Below are 25,170 nucleotides of genomic sequence, written 5' to 3'. Positions count from 1 at the left end.
GTTTTGGTAAAGTTTTTATCGTCATTCGTCATTCGTCATTCGTCATTCGTCATTCGTCATTCGTCATTCGTCATTCGTCATTCGTCATTCGTCATTCGTCATTCGTCATTCGTCATTCGTCATTCGTCATTCGTCATTTGTAAATTCTCCCCTATCTCCCTCATCTCCCCCATCTCCCCCATCTCCCCCATCTCCCTCATCTCCCCTATCTCCCCCATCTCCCCCATCTCCCTCATCTCCCCCATCTCCCTCATCTCCCTCATCTCCCTCTGCCCCCTTTCACCTTACCTCAACGAATGAATGCCAATCTCCTGCAAACCCCCCATAGCGGCTATCACTGGGATGGAAGTAGTTCTCGCTTCTTTGAAGGATGGTACTATCGAGTCACCTTACCCGATTGGGGTCAGACCTTTGGCTTCATGTATTCCATTGAAGATCCCATTGGCGGTCAACCCCACAGTGGTGGCTCGGCTCAAGTTTTGGGTCCTGAGGATGGCTACCTCTGCCGGACTTTTCCCGATGTTAAGCAATTTTGGGCATCTCCCTCATCATTAGCCCTAGGACATTGGGGCAAAACGGACTTAGCAATGCCCGCCAAATATCTAGATCCCCTAACCTTTGACAATCACATCCAGCAAGGGTATCAAGCCACCGCCACCTGGAATCAAGGTAAAATTAGCGATCCCGCCACGGGGGATTACTGTCATTGGCGCTATCAAATTCAACCCATCTATGGTTGGGCGAGTAACAACGCGCCTCAGCAATCCACAGCCGGCTGGTTATCGTCCTTTCAGATATTTGAACCCGGTTGGCAGATTTTAATGGCTCACGGCTGGGCGACGGGTTGGATTGAATGGAATGGTCAACGCTACGAGTTTACCAATGCTCCGGCTTACGGTGAAAAGAACTGGGGGCGTTCGTTTCCGCAAAAGTGGTTTTGGCTCAATTGCAACAGTTTTGATAATGAACCCGACTTAGCACTCACGGCGGGGGGCGGTAGGCGAGGAGTGCTGTGGTGGATGGAATCCGCCGCATTAATTGGTATCCACTATCACGGCAAATTTTATGAATTTGTCCCCTGGAATTCAGCAGTGCGCTGGCAGATTCAACCGTGGGGAAGCTGGCAAATGCAAGCCCACAATGCTGACTATGAGATCGAGTTGACAAGTACAACAAATTTACCCGGTACTCCCCTCCGCGCCCCAACGGAACAAGGTTTAATCTTTATTTGTCGTGATACCATGCAGGGTGAGCTGACGCTGGAATTGCGAGAACGCCAGGGAGGAACCGCGAAAACGATTCTTAAAGCCCATAGCTCACTTTGCGGATTAGAGGTGGGTGGGGAACCGTGGGATCAGGCTTGGATAGGTGAGGCGAAATTGCCCTGGATTTCCTAGTAGCTGGGGGAGCAGAGGGAGCTGGGGGAGCAGAGGGAGCTGGGGAAGATGAGGGAGTAAACGAATGACGAATGACAAATGACAAATGACAAATGACAATTTTTTGCTGAAGTTGGGGATCAGGCAAGACTAGAGAGAAAGGATTGGGTATAATAGTCAAGTTGAAATGGGGCTGTGGCTCAGATGGATAGAGCAAGCGCCTCCTGAAAAATCGGGCACCGCTAGGGAAACCTGACGAGTGAATGTAGTCAAATTCAAGGAAGCCTAAGTCTGATCCCAGATACGGTAATCTTGAGCCAAGCCGATTCGTTTGAGTTTAAGTCAATCTGGCAAAACTCCACTCTAAAAACGAATCGGAAGGTGCAGAGACTGGTTTAAGGATACCAATAAAAGATGGACTACAATGTCTCATCGAAAGTAGAGCAACGCGGTATTCTGGCTGGACTGTTATTAGGTGATGGAAAAAGAAATCAAAACAATTTCTTTATCCAGAATTCATCGAAGTATGAGGAGTATCTCTTATTTAAGCAAGAGCTTCTCGAACAAATAACCGGAAAATCAGTCAGTATCCGACGCTGGATTACAACAAAGGGCTATGAGCAGATTCGCCTAGAACCAAAGTTGATTCCCCTGACACGGGTTTTAGTTAAGAGGCTTTATCAAGCGGGAACGAAAACAATCACGCGAACGTTCCTAAATGTCTTAACCCCCCAGGGAATAGCGATTTGGTTTATGGATGATGGGTCTAAGTCCTTCCAGAAAAAAGACGGAAAGGTTCATGCTTTAACGCTTAAGCTGAATACTTATCTCTCTAAAGAACAAAATGAGATCATTGTTGCTTATTTTGCCGAGGTTTGGGGATTTAAGTGGGGGCTGAGTAAAGCCAAAGGTCTTTACCGTCTGCGAATGGGAACGAAGGAAGGAAAACGGTTTTTAGCGTTCATTCGTCCTTACATCCACGACAGTATGCTCTATAAAGTACAAACATCCTTAAACAGAACGGCTACCACCTAAAGGCGATACGCCCAAGGTGAAGGGATAGTCCAGAGAGTGAGGAAACTCACACCAATCTGAAGCGCTAGGTCGCCGGTTCGAATCCGGCCAGTCCCGTCAGTAAGAGAATATCAGTAGACCGAAAAGTTTTCGGCTGAGATTGCTCTAGGAGCATGTAGAGACGCGCCATGGCGCGTCTGGAGAGTATCAAAATCTGTACGGACTAACAGAGAGTTAGAGTGGAAAGTTTTGAGGGGATCGTGGAACTTTTCCAGTAATGGATTGCATTGCGGTTAAGCGTACCTTTAGACTGGTATCTTGCGATGTAGGGGGGATTTCCAGGTTCCGCCCAAACGAGCGCTCCTCCTTGATACCACCTGATTCATCTGTTTATTCATGCTTTTGAGGATTTCTGTGCGTCAACGGCGATACTTGTTTTCGCGATCGCGGCGCTCTAAGGTTAGATTACTGTCCTGGTTGATGCCGATTTTGGCGGTTTCGCTATTGTGTGGCTATAAGCAAATTCAAAGTTATTTGATCCAGCCAGAAGCTATTTTGGTTTTAGGGGGAGAAGAAGAACGAGAACTGTTTGCGGCTGATTTCGCCCAGCAGCACCCTGATCTCCACATCTGGGTATCGTCGGGTAGTCCGTCTTGGTACACCGAAAAGGTATTCGCCAAGGCGGGAATCCCCCGTAACCACCTGCATATTGATCGCCGCGCTACCGATACGGTAACCAACTTTACGACGTTGGTGGATGAGTTGAAAGCCCAAGGAATCGATGGTGTCTATTTGATTACGGCAGATGATCACATGCTGCGGGCGCGGGTAATTGGTGAAATTGTGTTTGGCAGTCGCGGGATCACCCTTAAACCTGTCCCTGTGTCGTTAGGACGTGATCCGGAACCGATTGAGAAATCCCTGCGGGATGGTGCAAGAGCGTTATTATGGGTGACGACTGGACATACTGGCGCTACTCTGGGTCAGACATCGAATTTCCTGAAAAAATAGAACTTATGAGAGTTCATTTATCGGTGGGGAGGGCGGGTTTTGTTGTTCGGTTATCGGTGAGGAGGGCGGGTTTTGTTGTTCGGTTATCGGTGAGGAGGGCGGGTTTTGTTGTTCGGTTATCGGTGACGTGCTGAATTGATTCCCTAAACCCGCCCCTACAGTTGTGCCTAAACCCGCCCCTACAATGGCTTGGTACAGACGTTCCATGGCAGGTTGGGAACATAACCATAACCGCTTATTGGGCAATGTTTTAGGCGGCGAGTTCTTGCACTAAAACATAGGGCTGTACAATCAAAGCTTGAAAACGTTTACTTTGATCGCTATTCCAATCGGCTAATTGATTCGCAAACGGTTTGTGAAGCTGTTGGTGACTAATCCAAGACTGGACAGACAAGGTATCATCATTCGCGATCGCGACTCCAACATCAAGTAGATCTAACTCTGGCTTCACCACGATCACAACATCTCGTTTAGCGTGAGGAACCAGCCAATCCCAGGCGGCTTCATCGACAGATTGGGCGAGTTCTGCTTTTAAATCTTGCATGAGTTATCGAAGGACTTATGACAAAGGACAAAGGACGTAGCTTGCTTCTCGCGCAAGCGAGTATGACTAATAACTAATAGACATCGCCGCATCCAAATGTTTTATTAATGTACCTTGAGGTAAAGATCCTTGTAAATGACTCCAAGGCAATATTTGCTCTGTTGACCAATTGTCATGCACATAAAAATCCAATTCTGGCAACTTGCCTTTTAATTGCTTAAACGCCCGCCGAAAACTGCCCACGGAGTCGCCATAATGCCGTGTTAATTCTAACAACTCCGACAATCGGCGATCGCCTCTAGATATTAGCGCCTGAATCACTGACCAATTATAGCTTTCCGGGCGAAAGTCAATCCCCTGCGATCGCAAGGTTTTCTGTAAATACTTCAACCGCTTCTGGGCAGAGGGATTCACGCCAAACCATTGAAAAGGTGTATGGGCTTTGGGTACAAATGTACTGCATCCTAGGGTTAAGCGTAAACCTGGGGCGGCTTTTTTGATCGCCTGCATCATGGCTACGGTTTGTTCCACATCAGACATTTCTTCGCCGGGAACACCCACCATCCCATACAGCTTGAGTGCCTTTAATCCTCCAGCCTTGGCATTAATTGCCGCCTGGATGATCTCCTGATTATTCAATTTCTTATTAATAATTTGCCGTAATCGTTCCGAACCACTTTCCACGGCAATGGTAATCGATCGCGTGTCCCGTTTCGACAAGGTTTCGGCTAGCTTGGGCGTAACGGTATTGGTTCGTACTGAGGCAATGCTCAAGCGGACATCATCATAGTCTGGTTGTGCCAGATAATCCAGCAATACCTCAAACTCTGGATGTTGAGTCACCGACGCCCCGAGTAAGCCAATCCGCTTAGTTACCGTCAATCCGCGTTCAATCGCTGGAATCAATGAATCCGTTGCACTCGGCGTGCGAAAGGGCAAGGTTAAATAACTGGCTAAACAGAAGCGGCACATTTCTGGGCAACTGCGTACCACTTCCACCATGTAAATATTTTCCCAAGCGGCTTTTTCGGTGACAACGGTGGAGGCGGATAGAGTATTGCCACGATAGGTTTGCTTGGTGACGGTGGCGGGAATCTGGGAATCAACAGGTTGAATGGATGCGATCGCGCCTGTTTGATCCTGATAGGTTACCGTATACAGACTGGGAACATATATCCCTGGAACTTGGGCTAATCGCCGCAATTTCTCGGTTCTATTGGCGTGGCAAACCTGTTTATAAGCGTCAATGAAATCCCCTAATAGGGTTTCCCCATCCCCTAACAAGATCACATCAAAGAAATCGGCAAAGGGTTCTGGGTTTGCGGTGAGTACGGGTCCGCCACCAAACACGAGGGGATGGCGATCGTCCCGTTGCGCGGATCGTACCGGAATCTCTAAGGATTCTAGTAGGGTCAATATGTTGACATAATCGAGTTCCCATGATATTGAGAAGCCGAGTAATTCGGGCTGTCTGGGCAACGGTTCATGACAATCGGTAAACAAGCGACTTACTTGTAAGTCAGATCGCTCGGCTAGGGTTGCCCAAACAACTTGATAGCCTAGGCTGGTGATGCCTACGGTGTAGTCATTGGGAAAGGCAAAGATGGTGGGGATAGCATCGATTTCCGGGGTAGTCGGTGTAAAGAGTAGGCGTTCAGCGGTAAAGGCAGAAGCAGTCACAAGCAGCGTTTGAGGCAATGAGGTTTGTGCCTTTCTATTGTAAGAATCTGGCACACTGATTTCACTGATTTTTGGAGAGGGTAAGGGTGGAGTGTTTGGGGGTTAATCGCACTGATTTCACAGAAGCGTTAGTTCTGGGGAGGCAAAAGATAAAAAGATGATTGTGGGGAAATTATTTAGTTTTCTGTGTCAATCTGTGTCCCTCACTATTCAATGTTCTGTCTGTGCCATTCAATCGATCTGTGTAATCTGTGTTATTGTCAAGACCTTGTAATGATTTTTATCGTAAGTTTAACAAAATACTTATGTCCAAGGAAATATTGGACGGGAGACGAAAACCAGAACTTATACAATGTTTTACCACGATGCAAGGGGTTTAGCTAGCTTGGAATTATTTTTGTCCACAAAATACCCACCATAGATAATATACCTGAAAACCGCACATCCGTCTCACAATGGCTGAATTCACTGAAATTTCGTAGATTATTCCGGAAACAGAGTAAAAAACGAACAATTATGATGTTGTGTTAAGACATCAAACAGATTTAAATATTCAAACCTTTTTTTGGAAAAGAATAGTTTGAATTATCAGAACGTGACAGGTTTAGCCTAAACAACCGTAAGAAAAGCCAAAACTATGTCTGTAGCAAAGGATACAACAACTATAAATTGGTATGTAGCCAATAGTCGTCGTGATCTGATGAATGCGATCGCACAGGTACGACAGGCGCTGATTGGTCGGATAGAACAGCGTCAGGGAAAAGAGACGGAACCGATCGCGATCGCGCCACCTGAGGAGGAAGAGGATGCACCACCCTCGGCGTTGACTCAACTCTGTCAGATCTTCCGGTTATCAGTGTTTGAGCGGGATGTATTGATCCTCTGTGCCGGGATGGAATTGGATGAGCAGTGGGGGGCGTTATCTGCTGAGGCACAGGGGGAGGCGCACCAGACTTATCCCACCTTTGGTTTAGCCTGGGCGCTTTCGGTAGAGCCGAATTTAGCTGCCTTACGTCCGGATGCGCCGTTGCTCTGGTGGCGGTTGATTGAGGTGGGGGAGGGGACGAGTCGGCTTAAATGTCCCTTGCGGATAGATGAGCGGATTTTTCATTATCTGTTGGGGGAGGATTATATTGATTCGCGATTGCGGGGAATAGTGCAGCCGTTATCGGTGGAGGCACAGGATTATGCTGTTTTACCGCCATCCCATCAGCAGATGGTGGCGCAAATTGCGGCAACTTGGGTCGAGTCATCCCGGACATTGTTGCCAGTGATTGGGTTATCGGGGGTAGATGGATTGAGTAAAAGTGCGATCGCGGCGGCGGTTTGTCGTCAGTTGAATTTGAACCTGCATCGCCTATCAGTGGCGGCGTTGACGCCTCAGCAGGGAAGTCTGAGTTTAGTTAAGCAGTTGTGTGAACGGGAATGGCGATTGAGTCATGCGGTGCTATTGGTGGATGGGGATGAGATGGATGAGGGGATGAACTCTGGGTTATCCGAATTGATCGATACGATTAATCTGCCCTTAATCGTCAGTCGTCGGGAACGTGGGCGACAACGAATGCGATCACTAATTACCTGGGAAGTGCAGCCACCCACATCCGAGGAACAGAAGGCGATTTGGCAAGGGGCGTTGGGGGAGAAAGCCCTGCATCTGGAGGCGGAGATTGAAGCGTTGGTGTCTCAGTTTCAACTGAGTGTCAGGGATATTTATACGGTATGTATCCAGGCGCAAAAGAGTCTGGAGGAGGAAATTGCCAACAAGGAAGCCGCCAAAGCTACTCCTGAACCTGAACCTGAACCCGAAGCCGAAACCAAACCCACGCGCAAACGCCGAACGACTCGCAAAACGGAAACCGAAACCCCACCGCCGAAACCTGTCACCTTAGAGGTGGCAAAGAGTCCCATCTGGGAAATTTGCCGCACCCAAGCCCGTCCCCAGTTGCAGGACTTGGCAGTGCGGATAGAGACAACAGCCGAATGGGAGGATTTAATTTTACCGGATAAGGAGAAACAGATGCTGCGGGAGATTGTGGTACAGGTGCAGCAACGGGGAAGGGTGTATGAAACCTGGGGATTTGCCCAAAAGAATCAGCGAGGATTGGGAATAAATGCCCTATTTTCGGGGATGTCGGGAACCGGGAAAACCCTGGCGGCGGAGGTATTGGGGAATACCTTACGGTTGGATGTCTATCGCATTGATTTGAGTGCGGTGGTGAGTAAGTATATTGGCGAGACGGAGAAGAATCTGCGGCGCATCTTTGATGGCGCGGAAGGGTGTGGGGCGATTTTGCTCTTTGATGAGGCGGATGCGCTGTTTGGTAAACGCTCGGAGGTGAAGGATTCCCATGACCGTCATGCCAATATTGAGGTGAGTTATTTGTTGCAACGAATGGAGACGTATCGGGGATTGGCGATTTTGACGACAAATATTCAGACGGGGTTGGATCAGGCGTTTATTCGTCGGATTCGGTTTATTATCAAGTTTCCCTATCCCGATGCTGCACAACGGCAGGAAATCTGGCGGCGGGTGTTTCCCCAACAGACGCCGACGGAGGGGTTGGATTATAAGAAGTTGGGACAGTTACACATGGCAGGGGGGAATATTAAGACGATTGCCATGAATGCGGCGTTTTTAGCGGCGGGTGCTGGGGAAGCGGTGCAGATGAAGCATATTAAGCAGGCGGCGATTCAGGAATGTCTGAAGATGGAACGTCCGACGGGTCAAGGGGAATTGCAAGGGTGGTAACACTGATTTCGCTGATTTTTTTGGGATGGTAGGGGTGGGGAGTTGGGAGGTTGGTAGCACTGATTTCACAGAGGAGTTGGTTCTGGAGTGGCACAGGTTGGTAATACTGATTTCTGGGATTTAGTTGGGATGTGAGGTAACACTGATTTCGCTGATTTAGAGGGAGATTGGGGTGGGGAGGTGAAAGGTTAGTCCCACTGATTTCACAGAGAGGTTTGTGGTGGGTGACACAGGTTGGTAAGGATGATTAAATTGGGGTGGGGGCTGTTTAGGTGTCTGTGTCAATCTGTGTTATTCAATCGTGAGGCTGCTGGTAAAATCTAAGAAAATCGGTGTAATCAGTGTTTGAGGCAGGAGGTTGAAGATGGGTTATTTGTATGAGGAGAAGACCTATCAAATAATTGGCGCGGCACAGGAGGTGCATCGGGAGTTAGGGGCGGGGTTTTTGGAGGTGGTGTATCAGGATTCGTTGGAGATTGAGTTTCACCAGCAGCATATTCCTAATCATCGGGAATGTCCCTTACCGATTTTTTATAAGGGGGTGCGGTTAAATCGAACCTACAATGCGGATTTTTTATGCTTTGACCAGATAATAGTGGAAACCAAGGCGGTAAGGATGTTAGTTAAGGAATTTGAAGCCCAAACCCTGAATTACCTTAAAGCCACGAAACTGCGCCTGGGTTTACTGATTAACTTTGGTGAACCGAGTCTCAAAGTTAAACGCATTATCAATTAGCCACTCCATGACAGCCGTGGAGGAAGAATATATCTAGACAAGGAAAAAAAGCTTTATTACAAACCCCCCGAAGACCCAAAAACTGTGATAAAACAGCAGAAACAAACCCGAACCCAACCTATCCCAAAAATCAGTATGACTAACCTTTGCCACCCACCCCTAACTCCTCTGTGAAATCAGTGCTGCCAACCTTTGCCACCCACCCCTACCCTGAAAAAAAATCCGTGAAATCAGTGTTTAAAACACAGATTACACAGAGAGGAATACACAGACAGAAGACTTAAATAGTGAGGTACACAGAGTACACAGAAAACTAAATCCGCCTGCCAACCCTTGAATCATCCTTACCAACCTTTGCCACCCACCCCTAACCCCTCTGTGGAATCAGTGCGACAAACCTCCCAACTCCCACCTCTAACCTCCCTCTAAATCAGTGTAATCAGTGTTATGGCGACTCATCAATCCCTCCCAAAAACCGCCAACGCGAAGAAAAAATCGGATATCCTGCCCATTCCGGCGCAATCAAAATCCCATCCGGTTATCGCCCAACCCAAAATTGAGTCAACTCGCAGCAATGAGGAACAATTGGCACAGATGCGGGCGCAACGAGAAGCATCGGAACGCTTGGGTTCGACGTTATTAACCCCCGAATCGGTTCCCCGCACTCTGCCACCCCTGCAACCGAAACTCACCATTGGGCAACCGGGGGATCAGTATGAACAGGAAGCGGATAGGGTAGCGCGTCAGGTGGTGGATCATATTAATGCGCCGCCGAAGATTCAAGCTAAGGAAACCCATCAGCCGATGTCGGTAGGGCAGAGGAAGCCTTCTCCATTGGATCATCTCCCGGCGCAGAAGGTGCAGCGTCACGCGACTGGGGAACCGATGGATGCGTCCGCCGACGGCATTGGTGTTTCCGGTGTGCAAAAGGAAAACAAAACTGGATTGTCAGATAAGCTGAAAGCTGGTATTGAAACTCTCTCCGGCATATCAATGGATGATGTGAAAGTCCACTACCATTCTTCCAAGCCTGCCCAATTGCAAGCATTGGCATATACGCAGGGTACGGATATCCATGTAGCACCGGGGCAGGAGCAGCATTTGCCCCATGAGGCGTGGCATGTGGTGCAGCAAAAGCAGGGACGGGTAAAGCCAACAACGCAAACAAAGGAGGTCGCGATTAATGATGACGAAGGGTTGGAACTTGAGGCAGATGTAATGGGAAGCAAAGCATTACAGCTCAAGTATACCCCTTCAGCAGCAATTGAGGGGTCTCCTCAAACATCGGCTAGTAGCGAGAACTCGGTAAAAGTGTTTTTGAATTGCCCTTACACTTCAGTTGTGTCCACGATACCAGTTCAGCGTTACGTATATCGTGGCAAATACGGCAATAGCTGGGAGAGGGTCGAAAAAAAAGAGGCTACGGAACTCCTAAATTTACTCGATAGTCTTAAAAGCGAATACAAAGATATAAGTCAGATAATCGATGAGATTTTTGAATCAGAAGAACATCGAATACTGCTCTACAGTCTTAATGATAAGGAAGAACTCCGCAGCGAACTTAATGCTTTGCAAACTCGTATTCAATCTCCACAAGCGCCCGAAGCCTCGCCATCAAAAGGATCTGGTTGGCGAACTGGAAGAGCAGATCAGGCAATTCGAGATGCAAATAAAGCGACAACAATATTTGATACAGGTCATCACAAATTGCCCAAGAGTACCTTACAGTGGGTGTATAACCTTATGAGCAAGGAGCAAAAAGAACAAATGCGCTCAACACTGTCAACACTGGATCTGCCGAGTGACTCAGGTGTGAATGCACTGAAAAGTTTGTATTCAAATATAACCCTTGGACCGGGTTCCGACCAACGCAAAGATGATCCGGGACAAGAGCCTGATTGGAATTACAATAACGCACCCGAAAAATCCTCAGAGAAATCGGGCGAAAAGAAGCTGCAAAGAACAAAGACACCGCGATCTCTCATGTACGATGAGTTGTACCAATATATCCGTAAAATTGGCGGTCCACCTCAAATAAACATAAAAAAAGAATCACTGAACCAATATGAATTTGATCGAATATTAAACTATTTGGAAACAGCAGAAAAGTTGCATGCGCTTATAACGCGAACAGGGGATACCGGGGCAGGGGGATTAGATAGGAATACCAGGATGTGGGACAAGGGTAAGGAGCAAAAATGGACGAAGAAAGAAATGAAAGAAGAAGTAAAATTGCCCGACGACGTGGAGAGCGATTTCCAAAAAACTGTAAGGGAACTGAAAGACGTAAAGAACCAGGCAAAAGAAATGGAATTCAGTCTCTATGAAGAAGATAGAAAACGCCTCATAAATAGACTTACAGACATGAATATAAAGGTGAATGAAAAGCTGAAGCAAGATCCAGAAAACCAAGAACTACTCATAAAAAGAGCAACAATAATGCATGAAATAATGGATTTGATGCGAATGAAACGATAAAAGATAAAAGAAATAAAATTCCAAAGGAAGGTTTAAAGCGTCACCCTGCTGACAATTGAGGCTCTCTTAGACTGGTTATGGCAAATTAACAATTTAAATGAGCTTAAACCCTTAAATAGCAAAGAATCTAACAAAATAAAAATCCTATTTTATTAAAATTGCTTTTTTGAATCTCCATGATGCTTGCGTAGCAAGAATTGTGGAGATTTTTTTGTAGTAATTTATCATAGTTAGTCTGAAAGAGCCGAAATTATTAAGTCCTCTGTGTCAATCTGTGTGCTTCACTATTGAATCTTCTCTTTAGTGTCATTCAATCCGTGTAATCTGTGTTTTGGAAGCGATAAGTATAGAGTCTATAGGCGGACACATTTTCCAATGATGAAATAATACCTAAAAAATTAGCCAAAGTCAACCCTCTGTCGTATCAATGGGTAAAAAAAAGAAGTGCGATCGCCTGTCCTAGAATTAAGGATAAACAAAGCGCGATCGCGTTAGGGTTTGGTTGAGGGGAAAGAGCGCGATCGCTGTTTGAGTTGGATTGAGGGGAGAAAGTGCGATCGCTGTTTGAGTTGGGTTGAAGGGAGGATGTGCGATCGCTGTTTGAGTTGGGTTGAGGAGAGAATGTGCGATCGCTCTTTGGGTTTGGTTGAAGGGAGGATGTGCGATCGCATTTAGGCTAGAAGGAAGTAAAAGCGAACTAATCCAGTATTCTTTCATCTATTCTTATTGTCTACTCCCTAACCCGAAATCGCTCCAGCAACGATTCAATCAAAACAGGTGAAACGCGAAACGTCGTCTGCTGCAAGCGCTCAATAGCAACCGAGAAATTAACCAAATTTCGCTGTGCTGCAACACCCAAAACACCCAACAAGCCAATCACATTTAACCCACGCTGCAAAGCCATCTGCCGTGCATCCCGATCATCTACAATAATCAAATCAGCCCCCAGTTGTTCGGCTAGAGCGATCGCTTCTTGCTCTCCTAAATCTAAGTCAATTAGCCCGACATCGGGTTGATTCTCGATGGATTGAACCTCCAGCCAAACCGGAGGTTGAGCTATCCAAGCTTGAACGGGTTCAGGTGCTTGGGGTACAGATAACTCATAGAGTACAGCGTGAGGAATAATCACCTGATCATATAGCTCTGGTAACAAATCAATCAAATCAATCAGCACCAGATAGCATAACGGTGAAGTATCCGAAACAACTGCCATTAAAGTTCTGGATTCCCCTGAGTCATTATTTTTTCCATCGTTATCAAATCCTGCTCAAAATCCGCTTCATCATAGTGTAAATAGGCTCCAGCTTGCTTGAGAAAACTATCCACCTCATAACGCGAGGAGAGGTTGAGCAATCTTCCCACCTGCGCCGAAGTAATCACTCCCTGACGATAGGCTTCAATGGCTAAACACTCCACAACTTTTCGAGGGAAGTTATCCCACTTTTCCTGAATCGTGCTGGCAATTTCATCTGGTAAATTAATGGTAATTTGCACAGAACCTCCTCCAGTACCCTCACGTCCCGTTTAGGTTACAACAATTCTAACCTAACCGTTCATCCGTTACATCTGCTACCCCATCCGTTGCCAATGTTTAGTCCAACCGCAGCGAGGCTCTATCTACAGGCGGACACATTTTTCCATGATAAAAGTATACCAGAAAAAAGCGCGATCACTTTTGGGTTGAAGGGAGAGAGGGCGATCGCTCTTTGAATTGGGTTGAAGGGAGAGGGTGCGATCGCTCTTTGAGTTGGGATGAGGGGAGAGAGTGCGATCGCTGTAGGGTGTGTTAACGCAAGTGTAACGCACCACTCTAACCGAAAACGGTGCGTTACGGCGCAAAAATCCCCAATTTTAACATTAACCCAAGCCAGCGCCTAACGCACCCTACGGGATAAATAAATTCATGCGATCGCGCTTTGGCTGCATCCCATCAGATAACCAGGTTTAACCCCTTCCCACCCAGTACACTGATAATCGTGCGATCGCAGCATATCTGTGTCAAGGTACAAGTAATGTCAGGGCAAATATCTTATAAGGGCTAAGGGCGCACATCAGCAAGGGCGCACGTCGGTGCGCCCCTACAATATTATCCCCAAATCCTTTATCGTCGTTCTATTCCTTTCACAGGATAAATAACCATCAGGGAAATCTTGCGATCGCTCCTGTTGCTGTTTGCCTTTGAAGTGATCAGTATAGAGTCTATAGGCTGGCACATTTTCCCATGATGAAAGAATACCTAAAAAATTAGCCAAAGTCAACCCTCTGTCGTATCAATGGGTAAAAATAAAAGTGCGATTGCCTGTCCTAAAATTGAGGATAAACAGAGCGCGATCGCGTTAGGGTTGGATTGATGGGAGAGAGTGTGATCGCCGATCAAGTGACATGATAAGCCGTAATAGCAACTGCCCCATCTGGACTATAAATTGCTTCTATTCGCCTGAAACTTGTATGAACCCACCAAACTTTAATCCGATTCCCTTTAGCTGGAGCCGTACCCACCTTACTATATCCGGCAGCAATTAAAAGCGCTTCAAATTCAGGAGTTGGCAGAATTTTCACCATGATTTTGGCAATGCCATCCAGATCATGCTGATCAAGGGTCATAGCTACCTTGATAGGTACTATAGATCCGATACCCAGGTAGAACCAGTGCTATACCCCACCAACTATGAATAATTCCAGGATAGGTTTCTTCCGGTTCACTCCCACCTAACCTAATTTTCAGATCACCTAGCCAAAGATAAAATCCTGGAACGAGACTATCTAAGCTGTAAGCGATCGCTTGCAATTGAGGATTGGATTGTTGCCTAGGTTTAACTGACTTTTTTTTATCCGAGTGAGACGTTGACATAAACAGAATTTGAAGTGACGAGTATAGACTCTATAGGCTGGCACATTTTCCCATGATGAAATAGTACCTAAAAAATTAGCCCAAGTCAAGGCTCTGTCGTATAAATGGGTAAAAAAAGAAGTGTGATTGCATTAGGTTGAAATGAAGTGCGATCGCTGTAGGGTGTGAAAACGCAAGTGTAACGCACCATCCCAACCGAAAACGGTGCGTTACGGCGAGAAAATCCTCAATTTTTTAACTAAACCCAAGCCAGCGCCTAACACACCCTACGGGATAAATAATTCATGCGATCGCGCTAGGGTTGGGTTAACGAGAAAGAGTGAAATCACCACCAGGGCATTTCCCGAAAAGCTTGGCTGAATAACCTCTACTGTCCCATCAAAGACTTTGGTGGCGATTTCCAAATTACAGAGACTGACTTTTAAATCTTAATGAGAATTGAGTTGAAATAAAGTGAGAATCAAAATAAAGAGGTTGAAAATGAGTGACTTATATGACCTAATCCAGAAAATTCAAAAACGACCTTCAATGTACCTAGGAAAGCCCCATATTAGCAACCTGCGCTCTTGTTTATCAGGCTATAACCTAGCCCGCCGAGAATTAGGAATTTCCCCAACCAATCATGAGCAATAATTTGTAGAATTTACCAATTGCATCAAGAAAAAGTTTAATATTAGCACAGGACAATCCTGGGCTAATATAATCCTCTTTTATTCAGAAGATGAAAAAACCGCGCTCAATATTTTTTTTGAATTATTTCAAGAATTCACCCAAGCATCAGAGGAAAATGGCAAACATAAATCCACCGAAGATCAAGTGGAATCGCCAATCTTGTAGTCGCGTAGCAACCCGAAGCCAAATAGATGAGCATTACATAACATATTACAGAAGGAAAGAAACCGTAGGGGCGCACCGACGTGCGCCCTTAGTCACACGCTCTTTCACAGAGGTGTTAGTTCTCAATAGCCAGAAGATGTAAGAATTGGCGGGAAATGTGCGCTTTGATCTCCCCTGATAGTATTAACTCTATCTGAAGTCGGCTGGAGAGCCTCATTCTATCTAGGTAATCTGTGTTTGGCTCTCCAGATGTTACCTCTTTAAGTGCGATCGCCTCATGGTTTGCGAACTTGCCCCAATCCCAGTATTCCTGGGTACGGTGGGATTTTTCCAATAGTTGAGATACAATTTGAGCGCTGGAGTGACTTAAACCGCTTAAAAAGAAAAAATGATAACCATTGGTAGACAAAATCGATTAAACCCCTGGGATGCCTCAACGCCAACGAAAGCGATGCTAGGATGACGCTAGATTGCCAAGTCTTACGCATCGGGATTTTACTGAGAAGGAAGCTTGGCTTCATCCATCCGGCAAATTTTGATCCCAAGCCCTAAAATAAGCAAAAGGTCATGGCGGCTTGTGGTTTAATTGAGGAGTTCAAGTGTCAAATTCTATCCCAAAGCACGAAGATCCATCAAGTCAGTTGAATTCGGAGGCAGTAACGGAACAAGAAACCCAGGCTGCCTCAGAGGATCAGATTCAACCAGACTCCCAACCAAAACCGTCACCAGGCTTGGGTCTGGTGAGACGATGCCGACGGGGTGTAACGGTGACGATGAATGGGATCAAGGGAATCCCGAGTACCTTGGTTAAGTCATTTGTCGGACCCCCTCCTATCTATCGTCGGCGTAAGTTTTGGGTGGGGATAGGAATGGTGGGGATCAGTGGCGGTGCGATCGCCTTCGGTTTGGGTTGGCAAGCCCTGGAAGAAACTTTACCAGAGTCCACGGATGATGTGTTGACCTATATCCGGGATGAGACGATTACCGTAAAAGCGGCTGATGGTACGATTCTCCAGCAAATTGGACCAGCGACTCACGATAATCTAAAAATATGGGAAATTCCGGACAGGCTGAAACAAGCGTTTATTTCGATAGAAGACCAACGCTTTGAAAATCATAGCGGACTGGATTACCAAGGGATTGTCCGGGCGGCGTTCTCGAATCTGTTAGCCAGAGATGTGGTAGAAGGCGGCAGTACGATCACCCAGCAGTTGGCGCGGATTGTCTATTTTGATCAGCAACAAACCCTAGGGCGTAAGCTCAAAGAAATGCGGATGGCGCAAAAAATTGAGCAGGATTTGGAGAAAGATCAAATCTTGGAGCGCTATTTGAATCTAGTGTATTTGGGGTCTGGGGCGTATGGTGTCGCGGATGCGGCTTGGGTGTATTTTAGTAAACCCGTCACAGAATTGACTTTAGCCGAAATGGCAACCTTGGCAGCCTTGCCACCCGCACCGAGCGAGTATTCTCCCTTTATTAACAAAAAAATAGCCCAAGAGCGGCGGAATGTGGTGCTGCGCCGGATGCAGAAAAATGGGTATATTACCGAAGGGGAAGCAGACGCCGCGATCGCGACTCCTCTCCGAACAAAGCGCAGCAACCCGAAGCGTTTAGACCGACAGGCGTCTTATTTTACGGAATATATTCAACAAGAACTGCCGAAATACGTTCCCCCCGATGTTTTAGGCAAAAAGGGATTGATTGTGGAAACAACCCTCAATCCGCAGTGGCAAGTAGCCGCAGAAGCAGCGGTGGCAGAGACAATCGAAACCTATGGCAAATACCAACGGTTTGAACAAGCCGCATTAGTGGCAATTGATCCGCGTAATGGTCAAATCAAAGCCATGGTTGGGGGTAAGGAGTTTTTAGATCAGCAATTTAACCGCGTCACCCAGGCACAACGCCAACCGGGTTCGACATTTAAAACATTTGTTTACACAACCGCGATCGCTGCAGGGTTCTCTCCCTATCAAAGTTATCAGGATGCCCCCTTTGTCGTTGATGGTTATGAACCCAAGAACTATAGTGAAAACTTTCGCGGTTGGACTTCGATTCGGGATGCTCTCACCCATTCAGTGAACATTGTGGCAGTGAAAACCTTAATCAAGGTGGGTTGGGACCCAGTGGTGGAAATTGCCGAGAAAATGGGCATTGAATCGACCCTCAACAAAACCTATTCCTTGGCATTGGGGGCGTCAGAAGTGAATTTACTGGAGTTGACCAGTGCTTATGGCACTTTAGCCACTCAAGGCGTACATGTCCAACCCCATGGGATTCGCCGCATTCTGGATCGCCAAGGTAAGGTGATTTATCGAGAACAGATCCAAAGAGAGCGAGCCATTGACGAAGACACTGCCGCCATTATGACCTGGATGCTTCGCAATGTGGTCACGTCGGGGACAGGGGGAAACGCTCAGTTACGCGATCGCGTCGTGGCGGGCAAAACAGGCACTTCAGACGAAGCCCGTGACCTCTGGTTCATCGGGTATATTCCCCAACTGGTGACTGGCGTTTGGCTGGGTAATGATGATAATAAACCGACTTGGGGAGCAAGTAGCACCGCCGCCATCGCTTGGCATGAGTTCATGGAAGAAGCCGTCGAAAATATGAGGGCGGAAGACTTTCCGGATCGACCGGATAAACTCGATGGTCGGGAAGGGACGATTGAAGCCAAACCAATCGAGCCGAAAAAAACCTATACCAAGAAGACAAACCAGACTCACTCTAGCAGAAGACGGACAAGCCGCCGCGCTTCGACCACCAGACGCTCAACCTCTCGTTCCACCAGTCGTAGTTATTCCCCACGACGTTCAAGTAGCAGCAGAAGCAGTGGTGGAAGTAGTCGCAGTAACACTAGGAGCCAACCTGCACCCGCCCGTTCCTCCCGTCGCCAAGCCCCGGTTCGCAACACAGCGCCCAGCAACCCACCACCCAGACGGTCAGCACCTGCACCTGCACCCAAACCCGCTCCACCAGCCCCAGCACCAGCCCCAGCTCAACCTGCAGCGGTTTCGGCTCCGCCAGCCCCAGCCCCAGCCCCAGCCCCAGCGCCTGTGGCACCGCCCCCAGCGCCTCCAGCGTCTCGCAAAGCTGCACCTGAACCCGCTCCGGCGGCACCTGCACCTGCACCTGCACCAGTCACTGCTCCTCCTGCGTCTGAGGAGTAAAGTTGTGACCCTGAGGGGGTGACAAGAGACTTGAGGGTACTACAGGGTGTCGGGTGTCGGGTGTCGGGTGTCGGGTGTCGGGTATAGGGAAAAATTGAACCTTCCCAACCTTCAAGGGAACCTGATTTGTAGGGGCGGGTTTAGGGACTTTCGTTTCACTATTGATGATAACGTTGGTTCAAAACCCGCCCTCATCTCCCTCATCTCCCTCATCTCCCTCATCTCCCTCATCTCCCTCATCTCCCTCATCTCCCTCATCTCCCTCATCTCCCTCATCTCCCCCATCTCCCTCATCTCCCCCAACTCCCCAGCTTCCCCAACATCTTTGTCAGGGCAATTCGGTCTCAGGGGTGATAGATACTCCTGAAAGTTTTGATAGGATAGCCAAAACAGGATAAGGAGTGAATCTATGTATTTGAATTTATTGATGGAAGCAGGAGCAGCTCAAGCTTCTGAATTTCCATTCTCGTTTACATTGGTCTATGTGATCGGCTTTATCGCCGCTGTTGTCCTCGGCTCTATCGCCTGGTATAACTCCAAGCGTCCAGCCGGTTGGGAAAATAAAGATCGTCCTGACATTGTACCCAAGGTTGATACGCCAGAGAATTCCAGCCAAAAGAAATAAAGGAATAAAGGCTAAAGTTTAAATCGGGAGGGGCTTGCAGCAAAGATGTATTCGATAATACATAGGTTGACAATCTCTCCCCCGCTCCCCCGCACCTGGAACCCCCCCCGCACCTGGAGTCCCCATCAATCTGGAAGCACCGCATGGTCATTATTTCGCAAACGCCTCAGTAGCCAATCGAATCGGGCTTGGGCAAGGGGTACATTATCAACGACTTCTTGGGATAACTCTTCAGTCTCATTCTCGTCCTTAAGCCAATCGGTTTTGGCATAACCCAGATATCGCACCGTACCCCGTAATCGAGTAGACAGAAAAATCGCGATCGCACGATAGAAGCGTGAGGCAAATCCTTGGTCTTTTTGCAGTTTTTCCAGGAGATGATGACGCGGAATGGATAAAATCAGAGAGGGTTCCACCGCCTGAACCGTAGCCGAGGGCGGACGAGTATCGGCAAAAGACATTTCCCCAACAACCGCACCACTGGTTAATCGAGCGATTGTCTTGCCTTGCAAGGCTGAAACTGATACCGATAACGTTCCCTCTAGCAGGATCAGCAGGGTATCGATGGGTTTACCTTCCTCAATTAGGATGGTTCCTGGGGTAATTTCCTTTCGGTGTCCCACAGCGAGCATCCAATCCATGTCATCGTCATTTAGTTCTCCCAGTAAAAAAAATACTTTTTTCATCGTTATTTGTCATTTGTCATTTGTCATTTGTCATTTGTCATTTGTCATTTGTCATTTGTCATTCGTTATTGGTAATACTCGCCTCTATCCCGGCAAGCTACGTCTTTTGGGGTTGGCAAGGATTTGAGAAATATTTACAGAACGTAATTATAAGTGCATAACCTATAACAATTCAGAGATAGGGGAATACATCAACAACGTTCTATCCCAGAGCGGCGATGGGTGAGAACCTGCCGGATTGGTTAGAATTATAACTTTTAACAAAAGCGCGATCGCTCTTTCTGTAGTTGTCTGTCAGAATTCCCGGTGCGGGGAAACGTCAGCCCCCCCATACCCGTCTTGCTCGATCATAGACCGATTTAGATTATGCCGAAACTCAAGCGCCGTCATTTTCTCCAAATAGCCGGATCAACTCTCGCTACTGTGGGTTTGAGCCAATTGGACTTAATCCGCCAAGCAAATCGCTACGCCCAAGTTCTCGCCCAAAGCACTCCCCGCAAATTGGCACTATTGGTGGGTGTGAACAATTATCCCGCCCCTATCCCTACATTACAGGGATGTTTAACTGATGTGGAGTTGCAGTATGAATTGTTGGTGCGACGCTTTGGGTTTAATCCCCAGGATATTCTCAGGGTGACGGATGAAACCCCGATTAAACCCACCCGTCAAGGCATTATCGACGCCGTGGAAACCCATTTAATTCAACAGGCAAAACCGGGAGATGTGGTGGTTTTTCACTACTCTGGACATGGTTCACGAGTGATTGACCCCAACCCAATTAACCCGGATGGTTTGAATAGCACCATAGTTCCCAATAACCGTCAGATTGAAACCGGGCAAGAGGCGGGGAAGGTGCGGGATATTATGGGCAGAACTCTGTTTTTGTGGATGTCCGCCTTGGACACCGAAAACGTTACCGTCGTCATGGATAGCTGCCATTCTGGGGGAGGATTGCGGGGAAACTTTTTAGTCAGGGCGGTTCCATCTCGTCAGGGGGGTGGGGATGATCAAGCCAGTCAGGAGGAGTTTGAGTATCAGCAGCAGTGGTTATCGCGGTTGAATTTAACCCCAGAACAATTTCAGCAACGGCGTCAGCAGGGGATTGCTAAGGGAGTGGCGTTGGGTTCAGCAGCGCGGAACCAGTTGGCGACGGATGCACCATTCGGGGATTTTCATGCGGGGGCGTTTACCTATTTGCTGACGCGATATCTTTGGCAACAACCGATGAGTGAACCATTGAGTACAGTGTTTGTGAATCTGGCGCGGAGTACCAAGGATGTGGCGAATTCTTCGGGTATTATCCAAGATCCAGTGTATGAAGTGAAGCCAGGGAGCGATCGCGAACAGGAACCGATTTACTTTTTGAACGCTTCAACCCCAGCTGCTGAAGCTGTGGTACGAAACATAGAGGGCGATCGCGTGGAGTTTTGGTTGGGGGGAGTCTCGTCTCAAAGCTTGGATGCGTTTCAAGAGGGGGCGATTTTTACGTTGATGAATCAACAGGGACAAGTTCAGGGGGAAGTGGAACAAACCTCACGGGTTGGTTTAGTGGGGTATGGAACAATGCGATCGCAGGGGCGGGCGATTCCCGGAGAGGGAATGTTAATGCAGGAACGAGTACGAGGCGTTCCGGCTGATTTAAGCTTACGAGTGGGACTTCATCCCTCACTGGGAGAGGATATTTCAGCCGCCCGCACCGCCCTACAGTCGGTGAGTCGGGTAACGGTGGTGCCAATGAATCAAGAGGCTGTGGTGGATTATATTATCGGGCGGATGACGAATGAGGCTATCCCCCAGGCGCAACACCAAGGGATGAACCCCTTACCCCCCGTGGGCAGTTTAGGGATATTTACGGCGGGATTAATTCCGGTTCCCGATTCCTTTGGCATGTTGGCAGAGTCGGTAACAACAGGTATAAATCGCCTGCGCCCCCGTTTAAAGGCGTTACTGGCGGGGCGGATATTGCATCTGGTTCTCAACAGCAATACCTCTAACTTAAATGTAGCGATGACGATTCAGCCTGTGGCGGGCGGCGGATTAGGGATTCGGGCGGGGAGTCGGGCGGCGGAAAACGCCGGGGTGATTCCTACAACCATCGCCAAGACTAGCTTTAAACAAAACACGGAAATTCAGATAGAGGTAGAAAACCACGAGAGTCAAGCCATCTATGTCGGCGTGTTAGCGATCGGTTCTAATGGGGATATTGTAGTGTTATTTCCCTATTGGGATGCCCCAGAAGATGCGGCATTAGTTACACCTGGACAGCATTTAATTATACCGCCTCCAAGTAACCCACCCACGGAAGATGATTTTCACTTTATTTTAGACGGAGTTGGTTTTGTGGAACTATTAGTATTAGCCAGTACGGAACCCTTGCGGGATGCGCTGAAGGGCGTGCAGAAAATTGCCCGAACCGTGAAAGCCGATTCTCGTCAACCCTTACTGTTAGCCGAAGATGAACCCGTGGAAGTCATGGAAGCATTTGTCAATGATTTGGATCGCCACTCCCGTGGGGCTGGGATTAAAATTTCACGCGGGATTCGTGGCGTAGACACCCAGAAGCTAGCGGCATTTTCAGCAATGATTGAGGTGATTGAGTGAATTAAAAGCGTAGAAGAGTAAGGCTGATTATCAACTCTAAACCCAAACCGTAAAAACATAGATAAAATAGGCTAAATAGGAAATCCCAATTAGCCCGACACTAATTCGACCTGTCATCGATTGATAACTTTGGACTAGGACAACACAGCTTATAATAACAGCGAGAATTTCCAGAATAGTGACAATAGTGCCATAATGATGCGGGTCCCAATAGGAAACCGGACTCTGGAACCGCCAATTGGAAAACGGGAAAAAATGCCGATGGGCATCATTATGATGCAGAGGAAAATCACCGACAATATGTAGAAACATGCTAGAGAAAAAGACTATACCAATCTGGGAACCCAACCAGCCTGTAAGAACTAAGCCAAAGACAATTAGGGGAATAGAATTAAAAACATCAATAAAATTTTGCCAGTTTTCTTGGTAATACGCTTCTCGCCAAATTTTCATTTCAGGTGTCCCCTTAATCACTTTTTCCACAAAGTAAAACACAAACATCGGGGCATCAGGGAGTAATGCACCGATGATGACTGGAGTAAGAATACTGGAAGTATCCTGACGTCCTAGGCATAGCATATTAATAATGATGTGGGCTGGGGTATTCATGGTAGACAGGATAGAAAACGCTTTAAGCAAGCCCTAATTACTTTATTGTAATTGTAGGGTGGGTTAGGCGGATATTTAATCAAGGAAATAACCGCTAAATGTTCTATCCGCCGTAACCCACCAAACCCTTCTCTCTGAAGGGGTGACAAGCAGCTCAAAAGCTCGGCAGGCAAAGCATTTCACCCCTCTTCCCCTCAAAAAGATGGTAGCTTATTGACAGGTTTATGGAGAATGAAAAGGGGAATGAGAATGATAATCATCTGGGTGACTCACAGAGAGTCTGTTGGTTATCTTTAATCCTTAAATGTTCCCCAAAAGCATCACCCCTTCAGGTCACAGGGTTTGGGGGTCGGCGTGCGATACGTCAGAGCTCTCAAGAAAGGACACTGCCATAAGCTTTCCGCACACTTTCGAGCGATCGCGGAAAGTCGCACGGCGTTTACCGTTTCAATTTTTCGGCTCTTTGAACTTCAGTAAGAAGGAAGGTATCGCACCCCGTAAAAGCAATAAAAAATAAATTTTTGACTTTTTCCAAAAATTAACAAGAAATGGGTGTGTTTTGTGGTAAAAAAGAGTGGTCTGTCTGTATTCAAGTCAACCGCTCAGTTAATAATGATACCACAATTCTATCACAGTTGCCTTAAGAATTATCTAAGTGAGTCTCAACTTCTCACCCTAGAAATTTCACTGTGGCTGCTTCAAGTACACAAACAAGTCAAGATTGAAAGATTAGCCGCGATCTTTCCTGTACCCATCCTTTATCAAAGTAGGAGAAAACATCTGCAAAGGTTTTTAGTTCTTCCCAATCTTAGTCTACCCTTAATTTGGTTTCCGATAATTAAATATATATTAAGGACTCAAATTCCGCTGGGAAGTCGTGTTATTCTAGCAATAGATAGAACTCAGTGGTACAGCAATAACTTATTAATGGTTGCTGTGATTTGGAAAAAACGTTCCTTCCCCGTCTATTGGCAATTTTTGGATAAGGCGGGTAGTAGCAATATATCCGAACAAATTGCGGTTATTCGTCCGGTCTTAAAATTGCTTTCCCGTTATGAACTTGTTCTCATCGGGGATCGGGAATTCCGCCGTGTTGAACTCGCTTACTGAAAAAAAAGAAGGTATTTTTTGCCTTGCGGATCAAGCAGGATACTTATATCCGCCAATCGAAAGGCAACTATCAACAGCTAAGTGAGTTGGGTTTAACTCCGGGGATGAAGTTATTTCATTCGGGAGTTAATTATACAAAGAAGAAGGGATTTGGTCGTTTTAATTTAGCCGCTTATTGGAAACGAAAGTATCGAGGTTCATGTGAAAAACAGGGTTGGTTCATTCTAACCAATTTAAGTAGTATTGATGAAGTGATTCAGGTTTATCAATCTCGCAGTGGGATAGAATCCTTGTTCAAAGATTGTAAGACGGGTGGCTATAACTTAGAAAGAACTAAGGCAAGCATAGAACGTTTAAATCGTTTAGTATTGTTAATTGCCATGGCTTATACTATCGCTTCTTTAAAAGGGGACAAAACTCGCTGTTTACATCAACAAAAATATATCTGTCGTCTCAAAGAGGTAGCAAGAAGCCAGAGACGGCACAGCAATTTCTGGATGGGTCTTTATGGATTAACTTGGACGATTGGATGGGATTTTTGTCGAGTCATGGTGGAGAAACTTATGCACCTTAATCGCTCTAAAATCCAGTACTTTCAACAAGGATTAAAAGCCATGTACTTAATTAAAAATTCTTGACTATTTGGTCTATTAATATGTATTAAATTATTTAGTTACACTTCTATTATTGACGAATTTAACCTCAATATTTATCTATTCAACAGTCTGAAACTGACGGAGATGTTGTGAGATGTTGTTTGTTGGGTGGAAACTGAGCTGGCTTTCCTAGGGACAATGATGAATTAAAATAATCTTAACGCCTTACAGATAATTTGAAAAAATTCACTTTGATTCAGCCCAACTGCATTTGCGTAAAATATACGCAAATTAATTTTTTGTCCGAAAAAGACAACCAAGATACTCAGAAAAGCAGGTGATTATCATTCTCATTCCCCTTTTCATTATCAATAAACCTGTCAATAAGCTGACATCTTTTTAAGGGAAAGAGGGGTGAAATGCTTTGTCTGCCGAGCTTTTGAGCTGCTTGTCACCCCTTTAGGCTACTTTTACTTGAATGTTAATGCAGTTTCACTTGC

General features: G+C 46.7%; 26 protein-coding genes. 11 read left to right on the top strand and 15 right to left on the bottom strand.

Translation table 11 applies throughout. From position 1 onward, the window contains the following. Positions 1–119: 119 nt before the first annotated feature. Positions 120–254: a hypothetical protein gene (locus RIG66_RS20515; protein WP_446380594.1), complete on the bottom strand. Its 135-nt coding sequence runs from the start codon at positions 252–254 to the stop codon at positions 120–122. 42 nt (positions 255–296) lie between these two features. Here RIG66_RS20515 and RIG66_RS20510 point away from each other — a divergent pair, with 42 nt between their 5' ends. From RIG66_RS20510 to RIG66_RS20500, 3 genes are all read left to right on the top strand, one after another. After that, on the top strand, positions 297–1,397 hold the full coding sequence (locus RIG66_RS20510; protein WP_446380593.1) for a tocopherol cyclase family protein: 1,101 nt from the start codon (positions 297–299) through the stop codon (positions 1,395–1,397). Positions 1,398–1,790: 393 nt separating this feature from the next. Beyond that, positions 1,791–2,411, top strand: a complete 621-nt coding sequence (locus tag RIG66_RS20505) for an LAGLIDADG endonuclease (RefSeq protein ID WP_446380592.1) — start codon at positions 1,791–1,793, stop codon at positions 2,409–2,411. Between the two features lie 375 nt (positions 2,412–2,786). Then, positions 2,787–3,401, top strand: a complete 615-nt coding sequence (locus RIG66_RS20500) for a YdcF family protein (protein ID WP_446380591.1) — start codon at positions 2,787–2,789, stop codon at positions 3,399–3,401. Positions 3,402–3,404: 3 nt separating this feature from the next. Here RIG66_RS20500 and RIG66_RS20495 read toward each other — a convergent pair whose 3' ends face one another. The 3 genes from RIG66_RS20495 to RIG66_RS20485 form a co-directional block, all read right to left on the bottom strand. Beyond that, positions 3,405–3,608, bottom strand: a complete 204-nt coding sequence (locus RIG66_RS20495; protein ID WP_446380590.1) for a hypothetical protein — start codon at positions 3,606–3,608, stop codon at positions 3,405–3,407. A gap of 43 nt (positions 3,609–3,651) precedes the next feature. Further along, a complete protein-coding gene (locus RIG66_RS20490; protein WP_006098254.1) occupies positions 3,652–3,945 on the bottom strand; it encodes a DUF2288 domain-containing protein in 294 nt (97 codons plus the stop codon). Positions 3,946–4,011: 66 nt separating this feature from the next. Continuing rightward, positions 4,012–5,625: a B12-binding domain-containing radical SAM protein gene (locus RIG66_RS20485; RefSeq protein WP_446380597.1), complete on the bottom strand. Its 1,614-nt coding sequence runs from the start codon at positions 5,623–5,625 to the stop codon at positions 4,012–4,014. A 637-nt stretch (positions 5,626–6,262) separates the two neighbouring features. Between RIG66_RS20485 and RIG66_RS20480 the strand changes: the two genes are divergently transcribed. The 3 genes from RIG66_RS20480 (at position 6,263) to RIG66_RS20470 (ending at position 11,588) form a co-directional block, all read left to right on the top strand. Next, complete coding sequence (locus tag RIG66_RS20480) at positions 6,263–8,374, top strand: ATP-binding protein (RefSeq protein WP_446380589.1); 2,112 nt, start codon at positions 6,263–6,265, stop codon at positions 8,372–8,374. 364 nt (positions 8,375–8,738) lie between these two features. Beyond that, positions 8,739–9,110 (top strand): GxxExxY protein, encoded by a 372-nt coding sequence (locus RIG66_RS20475; protein WP_446380588.1) that lies wholly within the window; start codon positions 8,739–8,741, stop codon positions 9,108–9,110. A gap of 447 nt (positions 9,111–9,557) precedes the next feature. After that, positions 9,558–11,588 carry an eCIS core domain-containing protein gene (locus tag RIG66_RS20470; RefSeq protein WP_446380587.1) on the top strand — a complete coding sequence of 677 codons (2,031 nt, stop codon included), beginning with the start codon at positions 9,558–9,560 and terminating at the stop codon, positions 11,586–11,588. A gap of 465 nt (positions 11,589–12,053) precedes the next feature. Here the strand turns inward: RIG66_RS20470 and RIG66_RS20465 are convergent, their stop codons facing one another. The 8 genes from RIG66_RS20465 to RIG66_RS20430 form a co-directional block, all read right to left on the bottom strand. Beyond that, a complete protein-coding gene (locus RIG66_RS20465; RefSeq protein WP_446380586.1) occupies positions 12,054–12,305 on the bottom strand; it encodes a hypothetical protein in 252 nt (83 codons plus the stop codon). A 13-nt stretch (positions 12,306–12,318) separates the two neighbouring features. Further along, a complete protein-coding gene (locus RIG66_RS20460; protein WP_446380585.1) occupies positions 12,319–12,801 on the bottom strand; it encodes a DUF3368 domain-containing protein in 483 nt (160 codons plus the stop codon). Next, positions 12,801–13,082, bottom strand: a complete 282-nt coding sequence (locus RIG66_RS20455; protein ID WP_446380584.1) for a UPF0175 family protein — start codon at positions 13,080–13,082, stop codon at positions 12,801–12,803. The genes RIG66_RS20460 and RIG66_RS20455 overlap by 1 nt, the downstream gene beginning before the upstream one ends. A 123-nt stretch (positions 13,083–13,205) precedes the next feature. Further along, positions 13,206–13,427, bottom strand: coding sequence for a hypothetical protein (locus RIG66_RS20450; protein WP_446380583.1), 222 nt, complete (start codon positions 13,425–13,427; stop codon positions 13,206–13,208). Positions 13,428–13,666: 239 nt separating this feature from the next. Then, positions 13,667–13,840 carry a hypothetical protein gene (locus RIG66_RS20445; RefSeq protein WP_446380582.1) on the bottom strand — a complete coding sequence of 58 codons (174 nt, stop codon included), beginning with the start codon at positions 13,838–13,840 and terminating at the stop codon, positions 13,667–13,669. Between the two features lie 121 nt (positions 13,841–13,961). After that, on the bottom strand, positions 13,962–14,192 hold the full coding sequence (locus RIG66_RS20440) for a hypothetical protein (RefSeq protein WP_446380581.1): 231 nt from the start codon (positions 14,190–14,192) through the stop codon (positions 13,962–13,964). Further along, on the bottom strand, positions 14,182–14,439 hold the full coding sequence (locus RIG66_RS20435) for a hypothetical protein (RefSeq protein ID WP_446380580.1): 258 nt from the start codon (positions 14,437–14,439) through the stop codon (positions 14,182–14,184). The genes RIG66_RS20440 and RIG66_RS20435 overlap by 11 nt, the downstream gene beginning before the upstream one ends. 266 nt (positions 14,440–14,705) lie before the next feature. After that, positions 14,706–14,843: a hypothetical protein gene (locus RIG66_RS20430; RefSeq protein ID WP_446380579.1), complete on the bottom strand. Its 138-nt coding sequence runs from the start codon at positions 14,841–14,843 to the stop codon at positions 14,706–14,708. 1,206 nt (positions 14,844–16,049) lie between these two features. Between RIG66_RS20430 and RIG66_RS20425 the strand changes: the two genes are divergently transcribed. Further along, positions 16,050–18,443 carry a transglycosylase domain-containing protein gene (locus RIG66_RS20425; protein WP_446380596.1) on the top strand — a complete coding sequence of 798 codons (2,394 nt, stop codon included), beginning with the start codon at positions 16,050–16,052 and terminating at the stop codon, positions 18,441–18,443. Between the two features lie 111 nt (positions 18,444–18,554). Here RIG66_RS20425 and RIG66_RS20420 read toward each other — a convergent pair whose 3' ends face one another. Beyond that, positions 18,555–18,737, bottom strand: coding sequence for a hypothetical protein (locus RIG66_RS20420; protein WP_446380578.1), 183 nt, complete (start codon positions 18,735–18,737; stop codon positions 18,555–18,557). A gap of 121 nt (positions 18,738–18,858) precedes the next feature. Here RIG66_RS20420 and psb35 point away from each other — a divergent pair, with 121 nt between their 5' ends. Further along, positions 18,859–19,068, top strand: a complete 210-nt coding sequence (psb35, locus tag RIG66_RS20415) for a photosystem II assembly protein Psb35 (protein WP_446380595.1) — start codon at positions 18,859–18,861, stop codon at positions 19,066–19,068. 125 nt (positions 19,069–19,193) lie between these two features. On the opposite strand, the gene RIG66_RS20410 is transcribed toward psb35, so the two are convergent. Further along, complete coding sequence (locus RIG66_RS20410; RefSeq protein WP_446380577.1) at positions 19,194–19,754, bottom strand: cyclic nucleotide-binding domain-containing protein; 561 nt, start codon at positions 19,752–19,754, stop codon at positions 19,194–19,196. A 366-nt stretch (positions 19,755–20,120) separates the two neighbouring features. Between RIG66_RS20410 and RIG66_RS20405 the strand changes: the two genes are divergently transcribed. Continuing rightward, the gene (locus RIG66_RS20405; protein ID WP_446380576.1) at positions 20,121–22,355 is read left to right on the top strand and encodes a caspase family protein; all 2,235 of its coding nucleotides are present in this window, start codon (positions 20,121–20,123) and stop codon (positions 22,353–22,355) included. 36 nt (positions 22,356–22,391) lie between these two features. Here the strand turns inward: RIG66_RS20405 and RIG66_RS20400 are convergent, their stop codons facing one another. Next, positions 22,392–22,964: a hypothetical protein gene (locus RIG66_RS20400; RefSeq protein ID WP_446380575.1), complete on the bottom strand. Its 573-nt coding sequence runs from the start codon at positions 22,962–22,964 to the stop codon at positions 22,392–22,394. A gap of 612 nt (positions 22,965–23,576) precedes the next feature. Between RIG66_RS20400 and RIG66_RS20395 the strand changes: the two genes are divergently transcribed. Further along, positions 23,577–24,074, top strand: a complete 498-nt coding sequence (locus RIG66_RS20395; protein ID WP_446380574.1) for a hypothetical protein — start codon at positions 23,577–23,579, stop codon at positions 24,072–24,074. A gap of 23 nt (positions 24,075–24,097) precedes the next feature. After that, entirely contained in the window at positions 24,098–24,712 is a 615-nt protein-coding gene (locus RIG66_RS20390) for a transposase (protein WP_446380573.1), read from the top strand. The last annotated feature ends 458 nt before the right edge of the window (positions 24,713–25,170 follow it).

This window comes from Coleofasciculus sp. E2-BRE-01, assembly GCF_040221695.1.
Taxonomy (GTDB): Bacteria; Cyanobacteriota; Cyanobacteriia; order Cyanobacteriales; family Coleofasciculaceae; genus Coleofasciculus.
This window is presented reverse-complemented; position numbering and strand designations above follow the sequence as displayed.

Bases quoted from the DNA above. Each gene is read 5' to 3' on its own strand.
- RIG66_RS20515 (WP_446380594.1), bottom strand. From the start codon at position 254: ATGAGGGAGATGGGGGAGATGAGGGAGATGGGGGAGATGGGGGAGATA.
- RIG66_RS20510 (WP_446380593.1), top strand. From the start codon at position 297: ATGAATGCCAATCTCCTGCAAACCCCCCATAGCGGCTATCACTGGGAT.
- RIG66_RS20505 (WP_446380592.1), top strand. From the start codon at position 1,791: ATGGACTACAATGTCTCATCGAAAGTAGAGCAACGCGGTATTCTGGCT.
- RIG66_RS20500 (WP_446380591.1), top strand. From the start codon at position 2,787: ATGCTTTTGAGGATTTCTGTGCGTCAACGGCGATACTTGTTTTCGCGA.
- RIG66_RS20495 (WP_446380590.1), bottom strand. From the start codon at position 3,608: ATGGAACGTCTGTACCAAGCCATTGTAGGGGCGGGTTTAGGCACAACT.
- RIG66_RS20490 (WP_006098254.1), bottom strand. From the start codon at position 3,945: ATGCAAGATTTAAAAGCAGAACTCGCCCAATCTGTCGATGAAGCCGCC.
- RIG66_RS20480 (WP_446380589.1), top strand. From the start codon at position 6,263: ATGTCTGTAGCAAAGGATACAACAACTATAAATTGGTATGTAGCCAAT.
- RIG66_RS20475 (WP_446380588.1), top strand. From the start codon at position 8,739: ATGGGTTATTTGTATGAGGAGAAGACCTATCAAATAATTGGCGCGGCA.
- RIG66_RS20470 (WP_446380587.1), top strand. From the start codon at position 9,558: ATGGCGACTCATCAATCCCTCCCAAAAACCGCCAACGCGAAGAAAAAA.
- RIG66_RS20465 (WP_446380586.1), bottom strand. From the start codon at position 12,305: ATGAAAGAATACTGGATTAGTTCGCTTTTACTTCCTTCTAGCCTAAAT.
- RIG66_RS20460 (WP_446380585.1), bottom strand. From the start codon at position 12,801: ATGGCAGTTGTTTCGGATACTTCACCGTTATGCTATCTGGTGCTGATT.
- RIG66_RS20440 (WP_446380581.1), bottom strand. From the start codon at position 14,192: ATGACCCTTGATCAGCATGATCTGGATGGCATTGCCAAAATCATGGTG.
- RIG66_RS20435 (WP_446380580.1), bottom strand. From the start codon at position 14,439: ATGTCAACGTCTCACTCGGATAAAAAAAAGTCAGTTAAACCTAGGCAA.
- RIG66_RS20425 (WP_446380596.1), top strand. From the start codon at position 16,050: ATGAATGGGATCAAGGGAATCCCGAGTACCTTGGTTAAGTCATTTGTC.
- RIG66_RS20420 (WP_446380578.1), bottom strand. From the start codon at position 18,737: ATGAGGGAGATGGGGGAGATGAGGGAGATGAGGGAGATGAGGGAGATG.
- RIG66_RS20410 (WP_446380577.1), bottom strand. From the start codon at position 19,754: ATGAAAAAAGTATTTTTTTTACTGGGAGAACTAAATGACGATGACATG.
- RIG66_RS20405 (WP_446380576.1), top strand. From the start codon at position 20,121: ATGCCGAAACTCAAGCGCCGTCATTTTCTCCAAATAGCCGGATCAACT.
- RIG66_RS20400 (WP_446380575.1), bottom strand. From the start codon at position 22,964: ATGAATACCCCAGCCCACATCATTATTAATATGCTATGCCTAGGACGT.
- RIG66_RS20395 (WP_446380574.1), top strand. From the start codon at position 23,577: ATGATACCACAATTCTATCACAGTTGCCTTAAGAATTATCTAAGTGAG.